At 61.8% G+C, this 25,080-nt stretch carries 18 protein-coding genes; 13 read left to right on the forward strand and 5 right to left on the reverse strand.

The features are described from left to right. Positions 1–203: 203 nt before the first annotated feature. The 3 genes from AC0KVQ_RS07265 to AC0KVQ_RS07275 are packed head-to-tail and all read right to left on the reverse strand — an operon-like array spanning position 204 to position 4,524. Entirely contained in the window at positions 204–1,523 is a 1,320-nt protein-coding gene (locus AC0KVQ_RS07265; protein ID WP_473420478.1) for a deoxyguanosinetriphosphate triphosphohydrolase, read from the reverse strand. Positions 1,524–1,525: 2 nt separating this feature from the next. Further along, positions 1,526–3,166 (reverse strand): putative bifunctional diguanylate cyclase/phosphodiesterase, encoded by a 1,641-nt coding sequence (locus AC0KVQ_RS07270; RefSeq protein WP_473420479.1) that lies wholly within the window; start codon positions 3,164–3,166, stop codon positions 1,526–1,528. Continuing rightward, positions 3,166–4,524, reverse strand: coding sequence for an HD-GYP domain-containing protein (locus tag AC0KVQ_RS07275; protein WP_473420480.1), 1,359 nt, complete (start codon positions 4,522–4,524; stop codon positions 3,166–3,168). Before AC0KVQ_RS07275 ends, AC0KVQ_RS07270 begins: the two co-directional genes overlap by 1 nt. 175 nt (positions 4,525–4,699) lie before the next feature. Here AC0KVQ_RS07275 and AC0KVQ_RS07280 point away from each other — a divergent pair, with 175 nt between their 5' ends. The 6 genes from AC0KVQ_RS07280 (at position 4,700) to AC0KVQ_RS07305 (ending at position 10,704) form a co-directional block, all read left to right on the forward strand. Next, entirely contained in the window at positions 4,700–5,788 is a 1,089-nt protein-coding gene (locus tag AC0KVQ_RS07280) for an ABC transporter ATP-binding protein (protein ID WP_473420481.1), read from the forward strand. A 13-nt stretch (positions 5,789–5,801) separates the two neighbouring features. Beyond that, the gene (locus AC0KVQ_RS07285) at positions 5,802–6,728 is read left to right on the forward strand and encodes an ABC transporter permease (RefSeq protein ID WP_473420482.1); all 927 of its coding nucleotides are present in this window, start codon (positions 5,802–5,804) and stop codon (positions 6,726–6,728) included. Next, complete coding sequence (locus AC0KVQ_RS07290) at positions 6,718–7,494, forward strand: ABC transporter permease (protein ID WP_473420483.1); 777 nt, start codon at positions 6,718–6,720, stop codon at positions 7,492–7,494. Before AC0KVQ_RS07285 ends, AC0KVQ_RS07290 begins: the two co-directional genes overlap by 11 nt. Before the next feature lie 194 nt (positions 7,495–7,688). Then, complete coding sequence (locus AC0KVQ_RS07295) at positions 7,689–8,750, forward strand: polyamine ABC transporter substrate-binding protein (protein ID WP_473420484.1); 1,062 nt, start codon at positions 7,689–7,691, stop codon at positions 8,748–8,750. Positions 8,751–8,822: 72 nt separating this feature from the next. After that, positions 8,823–9,956: a VanZ family protein gene (locus tag AC0KVQ_RS07300; RefSeq protein WP_473420485.1), complete on the forward strand. Its 1,134-nt coding sequence runs from the start codon at positions 8,823–8,825 to the stop codon at positions 9,954–9,956. Next, complete coding sequence (locus tag AC0KVQ_RS07305) at positions 9,928–10,704, forward strand: NAD-dependent deacylase (protein WP_473420486.1); 777 nt, start codon at positions 9,928–9,930, stop codon at positions 10,702–10,704. The genes AC0KVQ_RS07300 and AC0KVQ_RS07305 overlap by 29 nt, the downstream gene beginning before the upstream one ends. 291 nt (positions 10,705–10,995) lie before the next feature. Here the strand turns inward: AC0KVQ_RS07305 and glpK are convergent, their stop codons facing one another. Further along, on the reverse strand, positions 10,996–12,480 hold the full coding sequence (gene glpK, locus AC0KVQ_RS07310) for a glycerol kinase GlpK (protein WP_473420487.1): 1,485 nt from the start codon (positions 12,478–12,480) through the stop codon (positions 10,996–10,998). A 78-nt stretch (positions 12,481–12,558) separates the two neighbouring features. On the opposite strand from glpK, the gene AC0KVQ_RS07315 reads away from it, so the two are divergent. The 3 genes from AC0KVQ_RS07315 to recB are packed head-to-tail and all read left to right on the forward strand — an operon-like array spanning position 12,559 to position 20,754. Beyond that, positions 12,559–13,719 (forward strand): iron-containing alcohol dehydrogenase, encoded by a 1,161-nt coding sequence (locus tag AC0KVQ_RS07315; RefSeq protein WP_473420488.1) that lies wholly within the window; start codon positions 12,559–12,561, stop codon positions 13,717–13,719. A 20-nt stretch (positions 13,720–13,739) separates the two neighbouring features. Further along, the gene (gene recC, locus AC0KVQ_RS07320; RefSeq protein ID WP_473420489.1) at positions 13,740–17,153 is read left to right on the forward strand and encodes an exodeoxyribonuclease V subunit gamma; all 3,414 of its coding nucleotides are present in this window, start codon (positions 13,740–13,742) and stop codon (positions 17,151–17,153) included. Beyond that, complete coding sequence (gene recB, locus AC0KVQ_RS07325; RefSeq protein WP_473420490.1) at positions 17,137–20,754, forward strand: exodeoxyribonuclease V subunit beta; 3,618 nt, start codon at positions 17,137–17,139, stop codon at positions 20,752–20,754. Before recC ends, recB begins: the two co-directional genes overlap by 17 nt. Positions 20,755–20,835: 81 nt before the next feature. Here the strand turns inward: recB and AC0KVQ_RS07330 are convergent, their stop codons facing one another. Beyond that, on the reverse strand, positions 20,836–21,549 hold the full coding sequence (locus tag AC0KVQ_RS07330; RefSeq protein ID WP_473420491.1) for a pseudouridine synthase: 714 nt from the start codon (positions 21,547–21,549) through the stop codon (positions 20,836–20,838). 323 nt (positions 21,550–21,872) lie between these two features. Between AC0KVQ_RS07330 and nudC the strand changes: the two genes are divergently transcribed. From nudC to AC0KVQ_RS07350, 4 genes are read left to right on the forward strand one after another with little or no spacing between them, the layout of a single operon-like run. Next, positions 21,873–22,688 (forward strand): NAD(+) diphosphatase, encoded by an 816-nt coding sequence (nudC, locus tag AC0KVQ_RS07335; protein ID WP_473420492.1) that lies wholly within the window; start codon positions 21,873–21,875, stop codon positions 22,686–22,688. Then, the gene (locus AC0KVQ_RS07340; protein ID WP_473420493.1) at positions 22,678–23,820 is read left to right on the forward strand and encodes a MalY/PatB family protein; all 1,143 of its coding nucleotides are present in this window, start codon (positions 22,678–22,680) and stop codon (positions 23,818–23,820) included. The genes nudC and AC0KVQ_RS07340 overlap by 11 nt, the downstream gene beginning before the upstream one ends. A 45-nt stretch (positions 23,821–23,865) precedes the next feature. Further along, positions 23,866–24,855, forward strand: a complete 990-nt coding sequence (locus AC0KVQ_RS07345; RefSeq protein WP_473420494.1) for a hypothetical protein — start codon at positions 23,866–23,868, stop codon at positions 24,853–24,855. An 18-nt stretch (positions 24,856–24,873) separates the two neighbouring features. After that, positions 24,874–25,074: a SlyX family protein gene (locus tag AC0KVQ_RS07350; protein ID WP_473420495.1), complete on the forward strand. Its 201-nt coding sequence runs from the start codon at positions 24,874–24,876 to the stop codon at positions 25,072–25,074. Positions 25,075–25,080 lie beyond the last annotated feature (6 nt).

The following is a 25,080-nucleotide window of genomic DNA, read 5'->3' on the forward strand; positions in this document are numbered from 1 at the left end:
CAGCCGCCGTGGCTTGCGAGCATCGAAGGGAACCCCGCAGGGGCACCGGCGCGGGCTCGCCTTTGGGGTGTCCTACAGGGACTTCCTTCGGTCGAAGGGGGCTTTGGCGACGCAAAGGCCCCTTCCTGCCCGCCGTGCGGAAACGGCTCATCAAGCACGCGCCGAAGGCGCTTAACCAGACCGACCGTCAGCAACACACATCGCTAACGCCCCATCCCCCCCACCTGCTGCGCCAGATAGGTTGCATAGTTGTCCGTCATGCCACCGATGAAATCGAGTACGCGGCGGTAGGAGTGGTAGAGCGACCATTCCTTCCTGGGCGCGTTGTATTCCATCAGATCCAGGATGCGCTGCATGCGAAACGGCATCTGCTGGGAAACCTTCAGCTGGTAGGCGGCATTGCAGAAGGCATCGAGCAGGATATCGAGGCAGGTAAACGCACCGACCTCGACCTCGACCTTGTGGCGGGCATTGAAGATGCGGTCCCGCGCCAGCTGCTTGGCCTGCGCGATACCCTCGCGAATGAATGCCGGGCAGTCGTTGAGCAGGTCTCCCTGATAGCTGCCGTCGAGCATGCGTTTATGCTGACGGACAAACGCTTCCGCCACCTCGCGCACGCAGCGGTCGATCGCCTTGCCGCGCAGCAGCGCCATCTTGCGTCGCAATGACGGTGCCGCCGCCAGCTCCAGCTGCAGCAATTCGTTGCCACCGCAGATCTTCAGCAGCAATGGCTCCACCGTTTCATATGGCAGCATGCCGATCTCGATGCCGTCTTCCAGATCCAGCACCGCATAGCAAATATCGTCCGAGGCTTCCATCAGGTAGGAAAGCGGGTGGCGCGCCCACTTTCCCGGCGCGAGTTCGGGCAGACCGAGCTCGGCCACCGTCTGCTCCAGCAGGAGCTTTTCGCTCTGGAAGCAACTGAACTTGCCCTTGTCGCCGGCATGCTCGCAGGTCCACGGGTATTTGAGCGTAGCGCCGAGCGTGGCATAGGTCAGGCGCATGCCGCCGTCGAAGCGGTGATTTTCCAGCTGCGTCACCACGCGGAAACCCTGCGCATTGCCCTCAAAGGTCTGCAGGTCGCGGCGCTCCTCCGGGGTCAGGTTCTGGAACAGGTAGGCGTGTTCGTCACGGCGGAACCAGTCGCGGATCGCGTATTCGCCGGCATGGCCAAACGGCGGATTGCCAATATCATGTGCCAGGCACGCTGCCTGCACGATCGCGCCGATATCGTAGGGGGTGACGTCGGCCGGCAACTGTTCGGCCAGGCGACGCGCAACCAGCAAGCCCAGACTGCGCCCGACACAGCTGACCTCGATCGAGTGGGTCAACCGCGTATGCACATGGTCGTTCTCGGTCATCGGGTGGACCTGGGTCTTGCGCCCCATGCGCCGGAACGGGCTGGAAAACACGATGCGGTCGTGATCCTTGTGAAAATCGCTGCGCCCGGATTCCGGTGCGGTCAGCTCGCACCGCTCGGCACCCAGACGATTGGCCGAAAGCAGCCGGTTCCAGTCCATCATGATCAAATGCGCTTTCCGGGAAGGTTGAGACTAGCAAGATAATCGGGGATCGCCTGCGGTGGCAATGGCTGGCTGTGGACATAACCCTGAATCACGTCATTGCCCATGCCAGTGAGCATGCGAACGGTTTCAGCGTCTTCCACGCCTTCGGTCACAACCACCAGCTCAAGCAGGTGGGCCAGTTCGATGATGGTCCGCACGATACCGGCATCCTTGGCCGATTCGCGCATGGTCAGGATAAAGCTGCGATCGATCTTGAGCTCGTCGATCGGCAAGCGCTTGAGATAACTCAGCGAGGAATAGCCGGTACCGAAATCATCCAGCGCCAGTTTGCACCCCAGGCGCTTGAGCGCATGCATCGCCAGCAGGGCATCATCCAGATTGCCGATCAGGCCGGATTCGGTGATTTCCAGCACCACGCGTTGCGGCGGCACCTGCCACAGGGTCAGGGCATCCTGGATCGCGGCGCGCAGTTCGCGATCGAGCAGGTTGCTGGCCGTGATGTTGATGCTGATCGAGCCCGGCACCCCCAGTGCAATCAGCTTGGCGAACTCACGCAGGCTGGCATTCAGTATCCACTGCGTCAGCGTCGGCATCAGCCCCAGATGCTCGGCCACCATGACAATCTCATCCGGGCGCACCATGCCGAGCTTTTCATCCTGCCAGCGCAACAGCGATTCCATGCCATGGAAGCTGCCGTCGCGACAATCGATCTGCGGCTGGAAGGCCAGATGCAGCAGATTGTATTCCAGCGCATCACGCAGCGGTGCTTCCAGCCGAAACAGTGCGGTATGCAGCTTGTCCTGCTGCGGGTCATAGATCGATACCCGGTCAGCGGAATAGGTATGCAGCGCAACCGTGGCGGCTTCCAGCAATTGCTTGGCAGCCTCTCCATGCTGCGGTGCCAGCGCAATCCCGATGCGCGGATGCAGCTTGAGCGCGCGGCCATCCTGCATCAGCACGGCCTCCTCAAAAAAGCTCAGTGCACGATGCGCGGCCAGCAAGGCATGGCCTTCACCATTGAGATCGGCCAGTACCAGCCCGAAGGTCTGGCGATCGATCAGCAGCAGCGTATCCTGCTCCGGGCTGCGCAACATGCCGGCCAATCGTTGTGCCAGCAACTGCAGCAGGGCATCCGGGTAGACATGCTGGCCTGCGGTGATCTCCACGCTCATCACGGCAAACTGGCGGGATGGCCGGGTGGCGGCGCGCGCCTTGTTTACCGCCGCCGGCAACGCTGCGCGATCAGGCAGGCCGGTGATACGGTCATGATCCGGTTGCCGTTCGGCCAGGCGCTTGAGCAGCAGCGCTTGCGCCTCGGCCAGGCAATCCAGCAGCACGGTTTCCAGGCTGGACGGCACTTCCGGATAGCATTGCAGCCATTCGCGCCATGCCATCAGCACGGTTCCGGCATGCTGCAGCGCCTGTACGGTCAGATCGGCCAGGCGGCCCTTTTCATGCCGGCCCTCGAGCAATCCCGCCAGATATTGGCCATAGGCGGTCAGATCGGCGCTGTTGAGGCAACCGCTGCCAGCCAGTGCTTGATTGACGACCTGGTATAAGCGGTCTGCCGACAGGTTTTGCCGTATCGCCCAAGCCTTGAGCAACTGCAGCTCGGCCAGCGATGGACCGATTGGTGCCATCACAGGAAGTACTCGCGAGGATCAATGCCGAAACTGTCGCGGGGCAAGGTACGTCGCACGATGATCGGCTGGTTGTTCGGGCCGGGCGGATCGGTGATCAGATCCAGCAACATGGGCCGGGCATGTGGCTGCTGATCCGGCCCCAGAATCACCATCACCCGCGGCTTGAGACGACGCGTGTAGTTTTGTCCGACCACAATGCCGATATCGCCGCTCGATAATTCCACCAGGGTGCCAATCGGAAATACCCCTACGCACTGGGCAAACTGCTCGACCAGCACCGGATGAAAAAAACGATCGCTCCACTTGTACAGCAGCTGCAAGGTATCGTGCGGACTCTTGGCCTGCGAATACGGTCGATCACTGGTGATGGCGGTGAAGCAATCAACAATCCCGGCCATGCTGCCGAAAATGCCTATCCACTCGGCTTTCAAGCCATAAGGATAGCCGCTGCCATCATGGCGTTCGTGATGCCGCGCCACCATGTCGAACACATCCATCGATACATTGTCCATCTGGTTCAGGATATCCAGGCTGTGCTGGACATGGGTCTTCATCAGCATGAACTCGCCGCGCGTGTAGCGGCCATGCCGGCTCAGCAACTCTTCGGGCAGTTTCATCTTGCCGATATCGAGCATCAGCCCGGCAAACCCGAGTTTGTGCAAATCCTCCTTGGGAAAACCCAGGCTGCGCCCGAACGCCAGCATGTACACGGAACAATCCACGGCATGGCCATAGGAATAGCTGTCGCGGTCCTTCATCAGCGATAGCCATAGCAGCGCATTCGGGTTGCGGATGATCGAATCGACCATGGTGGACACGGCTTCGTTGATTTCTTCCGACTGCGGCGGCAAATCCTCGCGCACGGAAGTCATCAGGCTGGAAACCAGCGCCTGCGTGGCATCGTGCGCCACCCTGGCCGGCACGATTTCTTCTTCGACCGGTGTTGTCTCTTCGTAGATGATGATGCGTGGCGGCGTGATCGGCGTATCCTGTTCGCGGCGCAGCCGCGCGGCACTGAACAGCGCGCGCAGCTCCATCAGGATGCTCAGCCGCTCGCGGTCTTCCTCCTTGTAACGGGCAACATCCTGCGCAGGCCCAGCTTGCGCATCCGGCCGGGCAGGCGATGATTCACCCGCCCAATGAAACGGCCCGCCGACCGACCGTGTCAGATCGATCGTGACAAATTCGCAATAGTGGCGCAATTCTTCGAGCTGGGCCGGGTTTTCGATCTGGAAGCCCTGCAACAGAAAAGGGGTATCGAGCCAGGGCCGATCCAGCTCGGTGACAAACATGCCAATTTGCAGTTGCGAGACGTGCAGGCGGTTTTCCACAGTACGGTTTCCGTCATGAAGCATGGCGGGCCTTGCGGCCGGAAATCAGGGCGCAAACCCTTTTGCAGTATAGTGCGGGAGTCGGGCGGTGCGCGCAATCGCATGACATGGGGCAAACCCTTGCATTGACAGGATAATTTGCACTGCCCGCCCCCCCGCTTTTTGCTAGAATACCCGCCGTTTTTTCATGAGGAATATCATGGCGTTGCTTGAGATTCGTGACGTGGTCAAAACCTTTGGCGACTTCACCGCGGTCAATCACGTCAGCCTCTCGGTCGAGGCCGGCGAATTCTTCACGCTGCTGGGGCCGTCGGGCTGCGGCAAGACCACGCTCTTGCGCATGCTGGCCGGGTTCGAGATGCCGGATTCGGGCGAAATCATTCTGGATGGCCAGAACATGGCCAACGTACCACCGGAAAAACGTCCGGTGCATACCGTGTTCCAGAACTACGCCATTTTTCCGCATATGACCGTGGCGCAAAACATCGCCTTCCCCTTGAAAATGGCCAAGGTTCCAGCCGGCGAGATCAAGTCGCGCGTGGAAGAAGCGCTTGAAGATGTGCGCCTGCAGCAGTTCGCCAAACGCTTTCCGCATGAAATGTCCGGTGGCCAGCGCCAGCGCGTCGCCATCGCCCGCGCACTGGTCAACCGCCCGCGTGTGCTGCTGCTGGATGAACCGCTCTCTGCACTGGATGCCAAGCTGCGCGAACAGATGCAGATCGAACTGATCACGCTGCAGAAGGAAGTCGGCGTGACCTTCGTTTACGTCACGCACGATCAGGGCGAGGCGCTGGCGCTGTCGCACCGCATCGCCGTGATGAACAAGGGCCAGGTCGAGCAGCTCGACGTGCCGGAAACCATCTACAGCTATCCAAAGAGCCGCTTCGTGGCCGACTTCATCGGCCAGTGCAACCTGCTTGATGCCACGGTACGCGAGATCGGCAGCGATCGCATGAAGATCGAGATCGCCGGCGTCGGCATGGCCGAGGCCCTGCCGCTCGAAGGTGCCCATGTCGGCATGGCCGGTGCCTTGTCGCTGCGCCCGGAAAAGATCAAGCTGGGCGTGACCCTGCCGGCCGATGATCCGGACGAAGTCCACTTCAAGGGCCGCGTGCATGATTGCCTGTATCTGGGCGACGTGACCATCTACATCGTCGAGCTTGAGAACGGCATGCTGGTCGAGACCATGCTGCCCAACTCGGAACCGGGCAAGGCCAAGTTCTTCGACGACAACGATCTGGTCGAACTGGCCTGGCGTTTCGATGCCGGCCACTTCCTGCTCGCCTGACCGGAGCTTCGCCATGGCGCAAAACAAACGCATTTCGAAGTGGCTGATCTCTGGTCCGCCACTCTTGTACCTGATCCTGTTCTTTGCGATTCCGACGCTGATCATGGCGTTCGCTGCGTTTCGCTATCCCGGTGATTATGGCGGCCTGTTGCCGCTGATCGGGGCCGACGACAGCGGGGCCACCACGCTGCTGATCAATCGCGAGAACTGGCGTGATTTCCTCACGCTCGAAAACTTCGGCACCTTCTTCGGCGATTCGATCTATATCGAGCTGTTCATCAAATCGTTCTGGTATGCCGGCATCACTACGCTGATCTGCCTGGTGATGGCGTATCCGCTGGCCTGGCTGATCGCGCGCAGTCCGAAGAAATACCGCGATCTGCTGGTGCTGCTGGTGATCCTGCCGTTCTGGAGCAACTTCCTGGTTCGCGTCTATGCCTGGATGATCATCCTTGGTCCGCAAGGCTATGTGGCCAAGCTCGCTAATGGTTTCCTCGGCCTGTTCGGATTCGGCCCGGTGCAGATTCTGTTCTCGCACTTCGCCGTGATCATCGTACTGGTGTACGTGCACCTGCCGTTCATGGTGCTGCCGCTGTATGCCAACCTGGAAAAACACGACATGAACCTGCTCGATGCCGCGCAGGATCTCGGCGCCAGCAAGTGGCAGCGCTTCTGGCGCATCACCTGGCCGCTCTCGTTACCCGGCGTGTATGCCGGTGCGGCGCTGGTGTTCATTCCGGCGCTGGGCATGTTTGCCGTGCCCGACCTGGTCGGCGGTACCGACGGCATCATGATCGGCAACCTGATCAAACAGCAATTCCTCGATAGCCGAGATTGGCCGTTCGGTTCGGTTCTTTCCATCATGCTGACCATCGCCGTGCTGCTGCTGGCGGCCGTGGCAGGCTGGCTTGGCCGGGGAGGCAAGCGCGATGAACTTTAAGCAACACAAGGTGCTGTGGGGCATGGCCGGACTGGTCTATGCCTTTCTCTACCTGCCACTGATCATTGTGGTGATGTATTCGTTCAACGATTCGCGCCTGAACGCGGAATGGGTCGGTTTCACCCTGAAGTGGTACGACGTGCTGTTCAATGATCACCAGATGCTGACGGCCGCGCGCAATTCGCTGGTCATCGGCATGATCACCAGTGCCGTTTCGACCCTGCTTGGCACCATGGCCGGCTTTGCCATGTACAAGTACAAGCTGCGCCTGTTGCCGATCCTGGTACTCACGCCGATCGCCATCCCGGAAATCCTGATGGGACTGTCGCTGCTGGTGTTTTTCGTCACGCTCAATTTCACCCTGGGCTATGTCTCGATCACACTCGCACACATTGCATTCTGTGTCGGCTTCGTTGCCATCGTGGTACGTGCCCGCCTGCAAGGCATGGATGAATCGCTGGTCGAAGCGGCACGTGATCTGGGCGCCACACCGATCGAAGCATTTCGCAGCATCACCCTGCCGCTGATCATGCCCGGCATCATCGCCGGTGCGCTGATGGCCTTCACGCTGTCGATCGACGACTTTGTGATCACTTACTTCACCGCTGGCGCCGGTGCTACCACCTTGCCACTGCAGATCTATTCCATGCTGAAAATCGCCGTGACACCGGAGGTCAATGCCATTTCCTCGCTGCTGATGCTGCTGACACTGGTGCTGATCTTCATCGCCAGCAAAGTGGCACCCGACGCGTTCAAAAGCGAGTAAAACAACTGTCCCGGCGCCAGCACCCTCAGGGCTGGCGCCGGCGGTTCAGCCTTGGCCGATCTGCGGACTAATGGCATTCTTTTTGCCTTTTGCCCTGGATAAATCGTGGCATAATCGGCGCAGAAGTGCAGGGTTACAGTTTTGCCCTTCTTCAACTTTCTAGTAACTGTTATCTACCAAGGGAAGGTATCGAGATGAAAAAGTTGCTGCTGGCTCTGCTGGTGGCCGCGGGCACTGCCCACGCCGAAGACGTACTGCACATTTACAACTGGAACAACTACATTGCTCCGGAAACCGTGAAACGTTTTGAAGCCGATTGCAAGTGCAAGGTGGTTCAGGACTATTACGGCGCGATGGAAGAAATGCTGGCCAAGCTGTCCGCTGGCGCCAAGGGTTATGACGTGGTCGTGCCGACCGGTTTTGCCATTCCGCCGCTGGTGAAGCAGAACCTGGTACAACCGCTCGACAAGGCAAAACTGTCCAATATCAAGAACGTCGATGCCGGCTTCATGGATACCGCATTCGACAAGGGCAACAAGTTCTCGGTACCGTACGCCTTCACCACCACGCTGGTTGGCTACAACGATGCCAAGATCAAGGAACTCGGTCTGGATCCGACCTCCTGGGCCATCCTCTTCGATCCGGCCATCCTGGCCAAGATCAAGGGCAAGGTCACCGTGCTGGATGATTCGCGCGAGCTGTTTGCCGCTGCGCTGATGTACAACGGTTTCTCGGCCAATTCGACCGATCCGAAGGAATGGGCCAAAGCCAAGGAAACCCTGGTCAAGGCCAAGCCGTACTGGGCTGCCTTCAATACCCAGAGCTACATCAAGGAACTGACGCTCGGCAACATCTGGGTGGCGCACGGCTATTCCAACGACATGTTCCAGGCCAATGAAGATGCCAAGGCAGCCAAGCGCCCGTTCGGCATCAGCTACGGTCTGCAGAAAGAAGGCAACACCCTGTCGCTGGACAGCATGATGGTGCTGAAGACCGCACCGCGTCCCGATCTGGCGCACAAGTTCATCAACTTCATGCTCGATGGCAAGAATTCATCCGAGCTGACCAACATGATCGGTTCCGGCAACCCGAATGCGGCCTCGGCCCAGTTCGTCAAGCCGGAAATCAAGAAGATCAGTGCGGTCTTCCCGGATGACACGGCCAAGAAAAAACTGGTTCAATTGAATGATCTGCAAGGCAAACCGCTGCGCGAACTGAACCGTTTGTGGACGCAGGTTAAAACCGCCAAGAAATAATCGCCAGACTGGCCAAAGCAGACGCGGGCGGGATGACCTTCCGCGTCTTTTCATTTTCAACAAGGGTGCACGATGCGCGATTTTCCGAGCGTCAGTTACCTTGCGCATGCGCGCACACCCTCCCGCTTTGCCCGTTATTTCTGCTACTGCTCGCTGCTGGTGATCGTGATCGTCAGCCTGTATCCATTCAGCGGCTGGCACTACAACGGCGCACCGCTGTTCGCCTATCTGTTCTACCCGCTGCCGCATTACCAGACGGTTTTCGACAACACAATCAATGTGCTGGCCTATGTTCCGCTGGGCCTGTGCCTGGTATTGCTGTTGCCGCACAAGCGTTCCGGCTGGCTGCTCGCCATCGCAGGCGGCTTGCTGGTATCCGGCACGATGGAATTCATTCAGCAATTTTTGCCCAGCCGCATCGCCTCCAACCTCGACATCCTCAGCAATGGCACCGGCACCCTGATCGGTGCAGTTCTCGGCCTGATTGCCGGCCATGAGCGCTGGCGCCGGCAGGTGCACAGCTGGCGCCATGCCAAGCTTGCACCGGGTCCGGCCGGGGAATGGGGCTTTGTCTGGCTGGTGCTGTGGTTCATCACCCAGCTGGATCCGGTCCAGCCTTTTCTGGGCGTGGTCGTGATTCCGCAAGGCTTGCCGCAACCGTTTGAATCGCCCCTGGCCAACCCGGCCCTTTTCCTGGCACTGCTCGAAGGCGGCGGCATGATGCTGCACCTCGTAGGAGTAAGCCTGTTCGTTTCGCTGCTGGTGCGCCACAGTGGCCAGATTCCGGCAACCGTGATTGCAGCCTTGTTGCTGGCCCTGCTGGCAAAAATGACCATGGCCGGCATGCTGCTGCAACCCGAGCAATTCTTTGCCTGGGTAAATACGAATATTGCTATCGGCGGCATGATCGGCCTGTTGTGCCTGCTGTTGCTGTGGCGACTGCGCCGGCGGCTGCGCGCCGCGGCAGGACTGCTGGCACTGCTGGCGGCACAGGTCGTCAGCTGGTTGTGGCCGCTGACACCGCAATTCTCGGCCACGTTGCCATTGTTTCGCTGGCAATATGGCCATCTGCAGCATCTGAGCGGGCTGACACACATCATTGGCGATATCTGGCCCATTGGCGCCATGCTGTGGCTGGCCTGGATGATGGTGCGCCCCATGCCGCACCCAGGATGGAATGATGACCGCTACTTTACCCGCTATTGAAAACGTGGCCGAGCGCCTGCTGGCCGCCGAACGCGTGCTGTTCATCACCGGCGCCGGCATCTCGGCCGATTCCGGCTTGCCGACCTATCGCGGTATCGGCGGCCTCTACAATGACCAGCATACCGATGAAGGCATGCCGATCGAGGTGGCATTGTCGGCCGAAGTCATGCAGCACACACCGGCGATTACCTGGAAATACCTGGCCCAGATCGAGGCATCCTGCCGCGCGGCGCAACCAAACGCGGCGCACGCGATCATCGCCCGCCTGCAACAACACCGCCATGTCACCGTGCTGACGCAGAACATCGACGGTTTCCACGCCCGGGCAGGCAGCCGCGATCTGATCGAGATCCACGGCAATCTGTTCGAGCTGTACTGCACCCGCTGTGGCCATGAAGAAAAGATCGCCGACTATGCCGGCTTGACCACGCTGCCGCCGCCGTGCCCGAATTGCAGCCACTGGTTGCGTCCGCGCGTGGTGCTGTTCAATGAAATGCTGCCGGAAACCGCCATCAACCGCCTGTATGCGACGATGGAGCAGGGCTACGATCTGGTGTTCAGCATCGGCACCACCAGCGTGTTTCCCTACATCGCCCAGCCTTTCATCATCGCCGGCCAGATCGGCGCGCTGGCAGTCGAGGTCAACCCGGCCGATACGCAGGTCAGCCGCCATGCGGATGTGCGCTGGCGCTGTGGCGCTGCCGAGGCGATGACGGCGTTGATGGAGCAACTGGAAAAACCGATGTGAACAGGCTGGGTTTTATGCGCCGTGCGGCGCGTATTTTGGTGCCGGTCCCGCCCGGCATGGCGTGATACTTTCTTTGCTTCTGCCGTAGGTCGGGTTTCAACCCGACACAATCCCGATGCTGTCGGGTTAAAACCCGACCTACAGCCCCGGCGGCCTTACTGGGCATCATAGGGACTCATAGATGCAACGACGTAGGTTGGGCTGAATGAAATGAAGCCCAACACATTGTGAAATCGTTGGGCTTCGCGTGGCTCAGCCCAACCTACGTGACTGCAGGCGCTTAACCAACGCTTATACCTGGTTCGTCCGTACCCGCCCCACCGCCTGGCACCAGCCACCATACAGCTTGCCGCGCCGCTCGATTCCCATCGCCGGCTCGAAGCGGTGATTGCGGGCCCAATGCGCGGCCACTTCCTCCAGGCTTTGATACATGCCGCAGCCCAGCCCGGCCAGATAAGCGGCACCCAGCGCCGTGGTTTCGGTGATGGTCGGGCGCTCGACTGGCGTGGCCAGGATATCGGAGAGGAACTGCATCACCCAGTTGTTGGCCGACATGCCGCCATCCACGCGCAAGGCGGCCGGTGGTGCTGCGCCATCGGCTTCCATGGCTTCGAGCAGATCGCGGGTCTGGTAGCACACCGATTCCAGCGCGGCGCGCACGATCTCGCCAATCCCCGAGTTGCGCGTCAACCCGACAATCGCACCGCGCGCTTCCGGATCCCAGTACGGCGCACCGAGCCCGGTAAACGCAGGCACCAGATAGACGCCATGCGTATCTTCCACCTCGCGCGCCCATTTTTCCGATTCGGCCGCGCTGCCGATCAGCTTGACCGCATCGCGCAACCATTGCACCGCCGCACCGGCGATAAAGATGCTGCCCTCCAGCGCAAAGGTAGGCTGGCCCTGAACCCGGTAAGCCAGCGTTGCCAGCAGGCGCTGGCGCGAGCGCACGATTTCGCGACCGGTATTCATCACCATGAAACAGCCGGTGCCATAGGTCGATTTGACCATGCCGGGGCTGAAGCAGGCCTGACCGACCGTAGCCGCCTGCTGATCGCCCGCCACGCCGCGGATCGGAATGGCGTGACCGAGCAAGGCGGGATCGGTGCGGCCAAAATCGGCGGCGCAATCCTTGATTTCGGGTAGCAGGGCGCGCGGCACATTGAAGAATGCCAGCAGTTCATCGTCCCAATCCTGGGTTTTCAGGTTGAACAGCAGCGTGCGCGAGGCATTGGTGGCATCGGTGGCGTGCACACGGCCACCGGTCAGGTTCCAGATCAGCCAGCTGTCGATGGTGCCAAAGGCCAGCTCGCCACGCTCGGCCCGTGCCCGGGCGCCGGGGATATGATCCAGCAGCCAGGCAATCTTGGTCGCGGAAAAATACGGGTCGAGCAGCAGGCCGGTTTTTTCCGCCAGCCAGGCTTCCGTTTCCGGCGAGTAATGCTCGCGGCACCAGGGCGTGGTGCGGCGATCCTGCCAGACAATCGCGTTGTGGATCGGTCCGCCGGTATCGCGCTCCCAGATCACCGTGGTTTCGCGCTGGTTGGCCAGCCCCAGCGCGGCGATGGTGGCTGGGTCGGTTTTTTGCAACAGATGCCGGCACAGGTGCAGGCAATCGGCCCAGATGCGTTCTGCCTCGTGCTCGACCCAGCCTTCCTGCGGATAGTGTTGCGGCAATTCCTGCTGTTCCCGCCCCAGCACATTGCCGTCATGGTCAAACAGCATGGCGCGCGTGCTGGTGGTTCCCTGATCGATCACAAGGAGCTTGTCTGGCATTTTCTCAAACCCACTGATATAAGTACCGGCAGAAGAATACTCTCCGTGCATGACCCACTCAATCTGGAGCGAACCCGCATGAACAATTTCAATTACTTCAACCCGACCCACCTCTATTTCGGCAAGGGGCAGATTGCTGCCATCAGCCAGGCGATCCCGAAAGACCAGAAAGTGCTGGTGCTCTATGGCGGCGGCAGCATCAAGAAAAACGGCGTGTACGACCAGGTCAAGGCTGCGCTGGCGCAACACACCTGGCTCGAATTCAGCGGCATCGAACCCAATCCGCATTACGAAACCCTGATGCAGGCGGTCGAGCTGATCAAGCGTGAAGGCATCGGCTATCTGCTGGCGGTCGGCGGCGGCTCGGTCATCGATGGCACCAAGTTCGTTTCCGCCGCAGCCTGCTACGAGGGCGGCGAACCGTGGGACATGATCGAGCAAGGCATCACGGCCGGACGCGCGTTGCCGGTGGGATGCGTGCTGACCCTGCCGGCCACCGGCTCGGAGAGCAACACCTTCAGCGTGATCTCGCATGTGGGCAAGGGGCTCAAGCGCGCCTATGGCGATCCGCTCACTTACCCGGCATTTGCCATTCTCGATCCGGAAGTCACCTACAGCCTGCCCAAGCATCAGGTTGCCAATGGCGTGGTCGATGCCTTCGTGCACGTGATGGAACAGTACATGACCTACCCGGCCGGCGGCCTGGTGCAGGATCGCTATGCCGAAGGCCTGCTGCAGACCCTGATCGAAATCGGCACGACGGTGGTCAATACCCCGAACGACTATGCCGCGCGCGCCAGCTTCATGTGGGCGGCCAACCAGGCATTGAACGGCCTGATCGGGCAGGGCGTACCGCAGGACTGGAGCACGCACATGATCGGGCATGAGCTCACCGCCGTGTACGGACTGGATCATGCCGTGTCGCTCGCCGCCGTGCTGCCGCACAACCTGCAGGTCAACCGCACCGCCAAACGCGCCAAATTGCTGCAATATGCCGCGCGCGTCTGGGGCCTTAGCGAGGGAGGCGAAGATGCCCGCATCGATGCCGCCATCGCCCAAACCTGCGCATTCTTCGAATCGGTCGGCCTGAAGACCAGCCTCAAGGCACTCAACATCGAATCCGCTGCCGCCGACAAGATCGCTGGCCGTCTTGAAGCACAAGGATTGACCGCGCTGGGCGAGCACCAGTCCGTCACTCCGGCGGGGGTGCGTGAAATCCTGACGCGCAGCCTGGCCTAAAATTTCGGAGGAAGATGAGCATGGCGCAGGACATCACGCCGGGTTTGCTGGTACTGCATGGCAACCGGCTGGAAGACCTGCGCCAGGTCGTATTTGACTGGTGCGCGCGCCAGCCGCTCCACCCGCTGGAAGAAGCGCTGTTTCTGGTACAGAGCAACGGCATTGCCGAATGGCTGAAACTGGCGCTGGCACAGGATCAGGGCATCTGTGCCGCCACCCGCATCGAGCTGCCGGCGCGTTTTCTCTGGCGCGCCTACCGCCAGGTACTGGGCCGCGATGCCGTGCCCGCGCATTCCCCGTTCGACAAGGCGCCGCTGGCCTGGCGATTGATGCGCCTGCTGCCAGGCCTGCTCGGCGAATCCGCCTTTGTCCCCCTGCAGCATTTTCTGGCTGACGGCGATCCGCTGCGCCGTTACCAGCTGGCCGTACGGCTGGCCGATCTGTTCGATCAGTATCAGGTTTATCGCGCCGACTGGTTGCAGGACTGGTCCAGCGGACACGATGTGCTGCGTCGCGCGGATGGCCAGACGCAAGCACTTTCCGATGATCAGCGCTGGCAAGCGCTGTTGTGGCGCGCCATCTGTGCCGATATCCCATCGGCGCAACGTGCCAGCAGCCGGGCCGATATCCACCACCGCTTTGTCGAATCGCTCAATGCCGGCAACGCGCCGCAACACCGCCTGCCGCGCCGGGTCGTGTTGTTCGGCGCCTCCAGCCTGCCATTGCAAACGCTGGAAGCACTGGCGGCGCTGGCCACGCACTGCCAGGTGATTCTGGCGGTGCCCAACCCCTGCCGTTTTCACTGGGGTGACATCATCGACGGGCGCGAACTATTGCGTGCGACCCGCCGCCGTCAACCATTGCGCGAAGGTCACGATCTGGCACAGTTGCCGCTGGAAGACCTGCATGCCTATGGCCATCCGCTGCTGGCAGCCTGGGGCAGGCAAGGGCGCGATTTCATCCGCCTGCTCGATCTGTTCGATGATGCCGCAGCCACGCAGGAACGCTTCGACATCGGCCGTATCGACCTGTTCGACGACGCAGCCGGACAATCGTTGCTGCAGCAGCTGCAAGCGCGCATTCGCGAGCTGGAGCCGCTGAATGCCGACATCCGGCCCACCGTTGCAGATTCGGATCGCTCGATCGTATTCCATATCGCGCACAGCCCCTTGCGCGAAGTCGAAATCCTGCATGACCAACTGTTGACGCTGCTTGCCGATGGATCGCTCACGCCGCGCGACATCATCGTCATGGTGCCGGATATCGAAACCTTTGCACCGGCGATCCATGCCGTGTTCGGCCAGCACAGCAGCCACGATGCGCGCCATATCCCGTACACGATTGCCGACCAGCGCAGCCAGCAGGTCAACCCGCTCTTGGGCGCGCTGGAATGGCTGCTGGCACTGCCGACGCAACGCTGCACCGCCAGCGAATTGCGCGATCTGCTTGATGTGCCGGCGCTGGCCCGCCGTTTCGATCTGGACGAAAACGATCTGCCGCGCCTGACCCAATGGATAGCCGGCGCCGGCGTGCGCTGGGGGCTATCACAAGCGCAGCGCGATACCCTCAATCTGGTTGCCTGTGGCGAGCAGAACAGCTGGCTGTTCGGCCTTGAGCGCATGTTGCTCGGTTACGCCTGCGGCGAGGACGGCCCTTTTGCCGGCATAGAGCCGTATGACGAAATCGGCGGGCTGGATGCAGCCGCCGTGGGCGGATTGGCAGCGCTGGTACAAACCCTGCAACACTGGTCGACCACATTGAATGAGCCGGCCACGCCAGGCGAATGGGGCGAGCGCCTGCGCACACTGCTGCTGCATTGCTTTACTGCCGCCAGCGAGCGTGACCAGATGACCCTGGCAGCGCTGGAAAATGCGCTGCAATCGTGGCAGGACGCCTGCGCCAGCGCAGGTTTCGAGGACACCATCAGCTTGCCGGTAGTGCGCAGTGCCTGGCTCGCGCTGCTGGATGAACCCAACCTGACCCGGCGTTTCCTCGGTGGTGGCGTGACCATCTGCTCGCTGATGCCGATGCGCGCGATTCCGTTTGAAGTGGTATGCCTGCTCGGCATGAACGATGGCGATTACCCGCGACGTGCCAGCCGGGCCGATTTCGACCTGCTGGCACTGCCCGGGCTGGCGCGTCCCGGTGATCGTTCGCGCCGCGATGACGACCGTTACCTGATGCTGGAAGCGCTGCTGTCGGCACGGCGCCAGCTGTACGTGAGCTGGTGCGGGCGCAATGTCCGCGACAACAGCGCACAGCCACCGTCCGTACTGGTTGCCCAATTGCGCGACTATCTGGCAGTGGGCTGGGCCGATGACGTGCTCGATGCACGCACTACCGAACACCCGTTGCAACCGTTCAGCCGGCGCTATTTCGAGGGCGGCATGCTGACGACGTGGGCGAGCGAATGGCGCGCCGCACACCAGCCCGAGCACCTGCCTGCAGCAGAGGATGCGCCTGTTGCACAATTGGAAGGCCAGCCACCGCTGACCCTGGCGCAACTGGCAACATTCCTGAAAAACCCGGTACGCGCATTTTTCCGTCAACGTCTCGAGGTGGTATTCGACGACGGCGACGATGCGCTGGCCGATGACGAACCATTTGCCCTGAATGCGCTGGAAGAATACCAGCTGGTCGACAGTTTTCTTGATGCGGCCCGCTTGGCCTGCGACGATGACCTGATTGGCCAGATCCAGAACCATGCAGCGCGCATTGCCCGCAGCGGCCAGCTGCCGCCGGCCGGCTTTGGTGCGCGCGAACAGGCGCGGCTGGTGAATCTGCTGACGCCGGTCTGGCAACAATGGCAGGCGCTGCAAACCGCCTGGCCGGAAAACGCCGACAAGGCCACGCTCTGCTTCACGCACGGCGAAGTCGTACTGGAAGACTGGCTGGACGGATTGCGCAGCAACGGCCACGAGCGGGTCTGGCTGCAACTGGAACCGGCCATCCTGTGCGACAAGCGCGGCTTTCCGCGCGGCGAAAAACTGATCCTGCCCTGGTTGCGCCAGTTGGCAGCCAGTGCCTGCGGTCTATCGATGGGCGGCATCGTGGTCGGCCGCGATGTCGTGCTGCATTTGCCGCCGCTATCGGGAGAAGCCGCGCGTTCGGCACTGGAAGCACTGTTGCATAGCTGGCAACAGGGCATGCAGGAGCCGCTGCCGCTCGCCTGCAAGACCGCGCTGGCGTATCTGGCCAAGCCCGCGCTGGCGGCCAAAACCTATCAGGGCGACGACTACCGGCAAGCCGGCGAAGTGGCCGATGCCTGCCTCGCCCGCGTCTATCCCGACTTTGACCGCCTGTGTGCGGACGGACGCTTTGCCGGGCTGGCACAACAGCTGTACGGCCCGCTGCACGCCTGGCTCGCAAGCATTACCGTGCAGATCCATGATGCCGGCGCAGCCGGGGAGGATGGCGATGAGCCGGATGCTTGATCCGCTTGGATTTCCACTGTGGGGCAGTCGCCTGATCGAGGCCAGCGCCGGTACCGGCAAGACCTGGACGATCGCCGCCCTGTACATACGGCTGGTGCTGGGGCATGGCGACGAGGACACCCGCTTTGCCCGGCCGCTGCTGCCCGGCGAAATCCTGGTCATGACCTTTACCCGCGCCGCCACGCGCGAATTGTCCGACCGCATCCGCCTCCGCCTACTGGAAGCCGCGCAAGCCTTCCGTGACGGCCACAGCGACGACGGCTATCTGGCCGCGCTCATCGCCGCCTCGCCCTCCATGCAGGCCCAACAACAGGCAGCCTACCGCCTGAATCTGGCCGCCGAGGCGATGGACGAAGCCGCCATCTTCACGATCGACGCCTGGTGCCAGCGCATGCTGCGCGAGCATGCCTTCGACAGCGGCAACCTGTTCGACGAGGAACTGCTGCCCGACGAGACCGAACTGTTCGATACCGCCGTACGCGATTACTGGCGCCAGCAGGTCTATCCGCTCGATGCCGGCACGCTGGAGCTGCTGCTGCAGCAAGTGGGGGACCCGGCAAGCCTGGCCAGCGGTGCAAGGCAAATGCTCGATCTGGATGCGCTGCTGCCGCAAGCCAGCGGCACATTGGGCAACCTGCTGCAGCGCCAGCAGCAGGCGCGCATGCAGCAACTGGCACAGATCAAGCATGGCTGGCAGGAAAAGGTCCAAGCCATGGGAATCTGGCTGGAAGGGCAACTCGCACGCAAGGACAAGCCGTTCAACGGTCGCAAACTGCAGACTCGCTACTTTCAACCCTGGCTGGCGGCACTGGCGCAATGGGCGCAAGATCCGCAGCAGGTCTTGCCGGACATCAGCGAATCCGGCTGGATACGCCTCACCCCGCCAGGGCTGGCCGATGCTGCCAACGATCCGTCCGCAGTGGCCGGCTTGCCTGCCGAATTTGCCGAATTCGCAACGCTCCAAACACAACTGGATAACTTGCCTGCGCTCAAGCCCGCGCTGCTGCAGCATGCAGCCTGGCATATCCGGCAGCGCCTGGCCCGGCTCAAACAGCAGGCCGGTGTCTTCAGCTTTGCCGACATGCTGCAGCGTCTGGATCGTGCGCTGGCCGGCACCAATGGCGCAGCACTGCGCGCGCGCATCCTCGCCCAGTATCCGGTGGCGCTGGTCGATGAATTCCAGGATACCTCGCCGCTGCAATACCGCCTGTTCGACCAGCTCTATCGCACGGCCGACAACGATCCGGCCAGCGCCTTGCTGCTGATCGGCGACCCGAAGCAATCGATCTATGCGTTTCGCGGCGCCGATATCCACAGCTATCTCGCCGCCCGCCGCGCCACGCAGGGCCGTCACTATGCGCTGGGCACCAACTACCGCTCCAGTCACGCGCTGGTGGAAAGCATCAACCGGCTGTTCGCCCTGGGCGAAGCCTATCCGGCCGGCGCTTTCCGTTTCCGGCGCGAGAGTGAAGATCCCTTGCCGTTCCTGCCGGTTGCGGCCAAAGGGCGTGAGGAACAACTGGTCTGCGAACAGGGACCCGTGCCGGCCATGACCCTGTGCCATGCCGAAGAAACCCTCAGCCAGGAAGAATACCGCCGGCAGTTTGCCAAGCGTTGTGCCGAAGAAATCGTCAGCCTGCTCAACGATGCACAAGCCGGTTTCGCCCGCCCGGATGGCTTCGCCCGCCTCAGGCCAGCCGATATTGCCGTACTGGTACGCACCGGCAAGGAAGCCGCTGCCGTGCGCCGCGCCTTGCAGCAACGCAAGGTCGCCAGCGTCTATCTGTCGGACAAGGATTCGGTGTTTGCCAGCCAGGAAGCCTACGATGTACTGCGCTGGTTGCGGGCCATGGCCGATCCGCTCGATGGACGGCTGGCACGCGCAGCGCTGGCTACCGCCACGGCCGGCTTGTCGCTCACTGAGCTGGAAGCGCTCACGCGCGACGATCTGGCCTGGGAAGTGCGCATCGAGCAATTCAAGCGCATGCGCCAGATCTGGCAGCGCCAGGGGGTGCTGGCCATGCTGCGGCAATGGCTGCATGCCTTGCGCTTGCCTGCCCGGCTGTTGTCCCTGCCCGGCGGGGAACGGGTGCTGACCAATCTGCTGCATCTGGCCGAACTGCTGCAGGCTGCCAGCCTCAAGCAGGAAGGCGAACAGGCGCTGATTCGCTGGCTGGCAGAACACATCGATGATCCGCAAGCCGGCGGCGATGAAGCGATTGTCCGACTGGAAAGCGATGCCGAACTGGTCAAGGTCATCACCATCCACAAGTCGAAAGGGCTGGAATACCCGGTGGTTTTCCTGCCGTTTGCCTGTAGTTTCCGCATCACGGAAAAACGTGGGCGCTCGCTCTACAGCTGGGTAGATGACAACGGCGAGCGCCAGCTCGATTTCACCCTGGGCAAGGATGCGCAGGCCAAAGTCGATCTGGCACGCCAGCAGGAAGACCTGCGCCTGCTGTATGTGGCGCTGACCCGGCCGCGCCATGCCTTGTGGCTGGGCATGGCAACCCTGAAGCTTGGCAACAGCGATACCTCGCAATTGCACCAGAGCGCCTTCGGTTATCTGCTGGCAGGTGGGCAAACCATTGATGCAGCCGGTTTGCCCAAGTTGCTGGCATCGCTGCAAAACAGCCATGTCGCCGTGCAGGCCCTGCCCAAGGCCGACGATGGCATCACGCCCCTGCAAGACCAGTCCGAACCCGCCCCGCTGATGGCACCGCAGACCTATGCCGGGCATTTCGAGCGCAACTGGTCGATCAGCAGTTTTTCCGCACTGACGCGCGATCTGGAAAGCACTGGCGCGCAATTTGCGGAAAGCCTGCGCGATGATGCCAACGACGCGCCCTTGCTACCCACCCGGACACCGGCTGGCTGGCACGCATTCCCGCGCGGCCCGGTGCCCGGCAATTTCCTGCACGACCAGCTGCAGTGGCTGGCCAACGAAGGTTTCCGCACCGACGCCCTGCAATGGCTGCCAGAACGCTGCACGCGTCTGGGCTGGGGCAACCGGGCCGAGGTCGTGGCGGAGTGGCTGCAACAGGTCATCCAGACCCCGCTGCCACCGCTGGGCTGTGCGCTGGCCGGGCTGGATTCGCATCTGCCGGAAATGGAATTCTGGTTCCCTGCCAGTCAACTCGATAGCGGCCAGCTCGATTCCTTATGCCAGACGCATATCCTGCCGGGCGAAACTCGTCCGGCCCTGCCTGCACGCAGTGTGCACGGTATGGTGAAAGGCTTTGCCGATCTGGTGTTTGAACATCAGGGCAAATTCTGGGTGCTGGATTACAAATCGAATGCGCTGGGCGAGGATGATGCTGCCTACCATCCTGCCGCACTGGATCGGGCGCTACTGGCACACCGCTATGACGTGCAGGCCACGCTCTACCTGCTGGCGTTGCACCGGCTGCTGAAACAACGCCTGGGCGCAGCCTACCAGCCGGAACAACAGCTGGGTGGCGCACTCTACCTGTTCCTGCGCGGCATCCACGCCCCCGGCAATGGCTGCTGCCATCTTGCCCCGCCGCTGGCCTTGCTGGAGCAGCTGGATTGTCTGCTGTCGAGCGAAAAAACGAAAATCCGGCCAGTGACCATGCCGTAGGTCGGAATTCATTCCGAAAGCCGGATTGTTTGTCGGGTTGAAACCCGACCCACGGCGATGCTGCAAATTTACAAACAATAATCAGCGCAGCAGCGCCAACTCATCCTCGCTCAAATGCTTCCACTCGCCTTCCGCCAAGCCAAGGCCTGCCAGCTCCAGTCCGCCAATCGCCGTCCGGGTCAGCGCGGCGCAGTGATTGCCGGCTGCAGCCAGCATGCGTTTGACCTGATGATATTTGCCCTGATCGAGCACGATCTCGATGCGGCAATCGTCGAGTTTGCGGCACGCCAGCGCAGCGAGCGGGGCCGGTTCGTCATGCAGTTTCACCCCGGCAAGCAGATCCGCGACCAGTTGCTCGGTTACCGGCTCGGCGGTGGTGGCGACATAAGTCTTGGGCTGGTGGCGCTTGGGGGATGACTGGGCGTGGATGAAGGCGCCGTCATCGGACAGCAGCAACAGCCCGGTGGTGTCGTAATCGAGGCGGCCGACCGGCTGCACATCGCGCCATTCATAGTTTTCCGGCAGCAATGACAAGACGCCCGGGTGGCTGGACGGTTTGCGCGAGCATTCGTAATCGAACGGTTTGTTGAGCACGATGTACACCTGCGCGCGGTATTCCCAGGTTTCATCGAACACGCTGAAAACCAGCCCGTCCGGGTCGATCTCGGTGCGCCAGTCGGTAATGACCTCGCCGGCGATGGATACTTCGCCGTCTTCGATCAGCTCGCGGCAGCCCTTGCGGCTGCCAAAACCCTGCGATTGCAGGATGCGGTCAAGAGAGAGTTTTTTAGCCATGGCGGCACTTTACCGCGTCAGGCCCGACGCCTGCAAACCGCGACCAGCGAACAAAGTGATTGGCTATCCATTTGATTGCTGGCAAGTCCCTCCCAAATTCCTTCAAGGCCGCCAAGTGCTGTAGGTCGGGTTTCAACCCGACACAATGCCTATGCTGTCGGGTTGAAACCCGACCTACGACAGATGCAAAGAAAGTGCCCACTCGCCGGGGCGAACGCCCGGCCAATCCCGGCTTCCATGCACACCGTCACCACTTGTTGCGATGCAATTGGCCTCGCAGCCTGTTAATCTTGTCGCTCCTTGCGCCACGCCCAATTGCTGCCATGCTGCCCGTCGACTTCTCCCCGCTTTATTCGCCGCTTGCCCCCAGCCATGGCCTGTGCCTGGCCTTTATCGGCGAGGATTTGCTGCTGACCCCGAACAATCAGTTTCCAGCCATGACCGAGTTAACCGCCTTGCCGCCCGCGGATACCGACTGCCTGATCGGCCAGCTCGGAGATCAGCCATGCCGGCTCATGGCCTGGCCGGATGCGACGCCGACACCGGCCAATCTGCAGCGCCTTGGCCTGCGCGCCGCCTGGAACCTGCTTGACCGCGAGCAGCATGCGCTCGCCACACGCGCCAAACTCATGCGCACCTGGGATCGCGAGCACCGCTTCTGCGGCGTGTGCGGCACACCCACCCAGCCCATGCCGCACGAACCGGCACGTATCTGCCCGGCCTGCCACCATCGTGCCTATCCGCGCCTGTCTCCCGCCATCATGGTGCTGATCCGGCGCGAGCGCGAATTGCTGCTGGCACGTTCTCCGCATTTCCGCCCCGGCATGTATAGCGCCGTGGCTGGCTTTGTCGAGCCCGGTGAAAGCCTGGCGGAATGCGCCCATCGCGAGGTGATGGAAGAAGTCGGCGTGCGCATTGCCAACCTGCGCTGGTTCGACAGCCAGCCCTGGCCATTCCCGCATTCGTTGATGCTGGCCTTCCATGCCGATTATGTCTCGGGCGAGGTGGTGCCGCAGCCGGGCGAGATCGAAGATGCCCGCTGGTTCTCGATCGATGCCATGCCCGACCTGCCTACCTCGGACAGCATTGCCTACCGGCTGCTGCAGGATGCCCTGAAGGAGATGCGCGATGCCGAGTGATTTCGACCGCATCATTGACCGCAGCGGCACCGCCAGCCTGAAATGGGACAAATATGCCGGGCGCGACGTGTTGCCGCTATGGGTGGCGGACATGGATTTCGCCGCACCACCGGTGGTGCTGGATGCGCTGCGCGCGCGCATCGATCACGGCGTGTTCGGCTATACCCGCGCACCGGCCAGTGCCAATGCCGCCGTGGTGAACTACATGCAGCACCGCTACGACTGGACCATCGAGCCGGGCTGGATCGTCTGGCTGCCGGGGCTGGTCCCGGGCATCAATCTGGCCTGCCGTGCCGTGGGCGAAGCCGGCGACGCGGCATTGACCTTCACCCCGGTCTATCCGCCATTCCTGTCCGCGCCCGGCTTCAACCAGCGCGAGCTGATCGCCTTGCCACTGGTCGAGGGTAAAAACGAATGGCAAATTGATTTTGCCGCACTGGAACAGGCAATCACGCCGCGCACGCGCCTCTTGATCCTGTGCCACCCGCACAACCCGGTCGGGCGCATCTGGCGCCGTGACGAGCTCGAACATCTGGCCGTATTCGCGCAAAAACATGCCCTGACCGTGGTCAGCGATGAAATCCACTGCGATCTGCTGCTGGAGCCCGATGCGCGGCATGTTCCGTTTGCCAGTTTGTCAGAGGATGCCGCAGCGCGAACCATCACGCTGATGGCACCGTCCAAGACTTACAACGTGCCGGGCCTGGCGTGCTCCTTTGCCGTGATTGCCGATCCGGTCCTGCGCCATGCCTTCCAGCGCGCGATGCGCGGCATCATGCCGGAAATCAACCTCCTGGGTTTTACCGCGACCGAGGCCGCGTTCAATCATGGCGGGCAATGGCTGAATGGCCTGCTGGATTACCTGCGCGGCAACCGTGATCGCGTCATCGCAGCACTTGATGGCGTGGGCGGGCTGAAGGTCACGCGCGCGCAAGCCACCTACCTGGCCTGGATCGATTGTCGTGCAAGCGGGATCGAACAGCCGCAGCGTTTTTTCGAAGCGGCCGGTGTCGGTTTGTCCGATGGCGCGGATTTCGGCCTGCCCGGTTTCGTGCGGCTGAATTTCGGCTGCCCACGCGCCACGCTGGACTTGGCACTAGAGCGGATGACCGCAGCTTTGCACCGGCGCTGAAGCCGGGCACAATGCGACCCGGTTTGCACAAGGGATAAGCGGAACATGTGGCAGTTTTTGAAGCGCTTGCTGGGTTTGGGTGGCCAGATCAACAGTTCGGTCGACCCTGCTTTCATCGATCAACTGGTCGATACCGCCAGCCCGCGGATCAAGATGGCCGACAGCTACCGCCAGCGCCTGGCTCCACTGGTCGAACATGCCTGCAGCCTGGTTCACGTGCTGGGCGAAAAACTGCCCGCGCCGGTAGCGCTGACTGCCGAATCCTGGCGCAACAACCGTCTGCTTGGCGTTGCCTTCGCCAACCCCGACCGCATGGCCGAACTGGTTGCCAGCGATGAACGCATCCGCCACTGGTTCCGCGAACATCCGCTGGCAGAACGCGCCTATGCCATTCTCGGCATGAGCCATACCGTCGAACTGCGTTATGGCCTGGAAGAGCACAACGGCCTGGTGCGGCATGATGTGCCGCAGGAAGTGCTGGTTTTGCGGGATCACCTGTTCGGCGAGCCGGTCGGCGATGTTCACGAATTGAACCGCCAGGCCCGTCTGCGTGCCATGGAAGAACTGGCCAACCACGCTGCACGGCGCATCCAGGGGCTGGAAACCGATCGAAAGCAGATCGAGGAAGAGATCAACACGCTGCGCATCGCCATCCGCTACGGCGGCAGCACCGATCCGATCAGCGCCTCGCCACAACAACGCCAGCGGCAGCAGCGCCTGGCCAGCCTGCAGCAGGATCTGGCCGATCTGCGCCGCGCACTGGAGCCGGACATGCAGCTGGAAACGCTGTGCGCCGCCTTGGCAACGCCGGAAAATCAGTTGCGTTATACCGAGACCGAACTCCTGGTCGATGCCATGGGCATCGTGCGCAACACCGATCCGCAAGCCAGGCCGGTGCGTCTGGTCGAAATCGAAATGATCGCCGACAACCCGGTCAGGCGCGTGCTGTTGCCGGTGGAAATCCCCAAAAGCCTGATCCAGCGCGAAGATGGCGGTTCAGCCGAAGCCGCGCTTTTCAGCATCACCTCTTATTGAACCTCTGCCGGAGTCATCATGGAATCCCGTCTCACCGAACTTGAAATCCGGCTTGCCCTGCAGGACGACCTGCTCGATACGCTGAACCGCACCGTAGCGGAACAGCAACTGCAGATCCTGCGCCTGCAACAGGAATTGCGCGAGTTGTATCAACACCTGCAAGCGCTGGAACCTTCGGCGCGCCATCTGCCGCAGCAGGAAATCCCGCCGCATTATTGAGAATTC

The sequence above is a fragment of the Formivibrio sp. oc-25 genome, assembly GCF_055810895.1.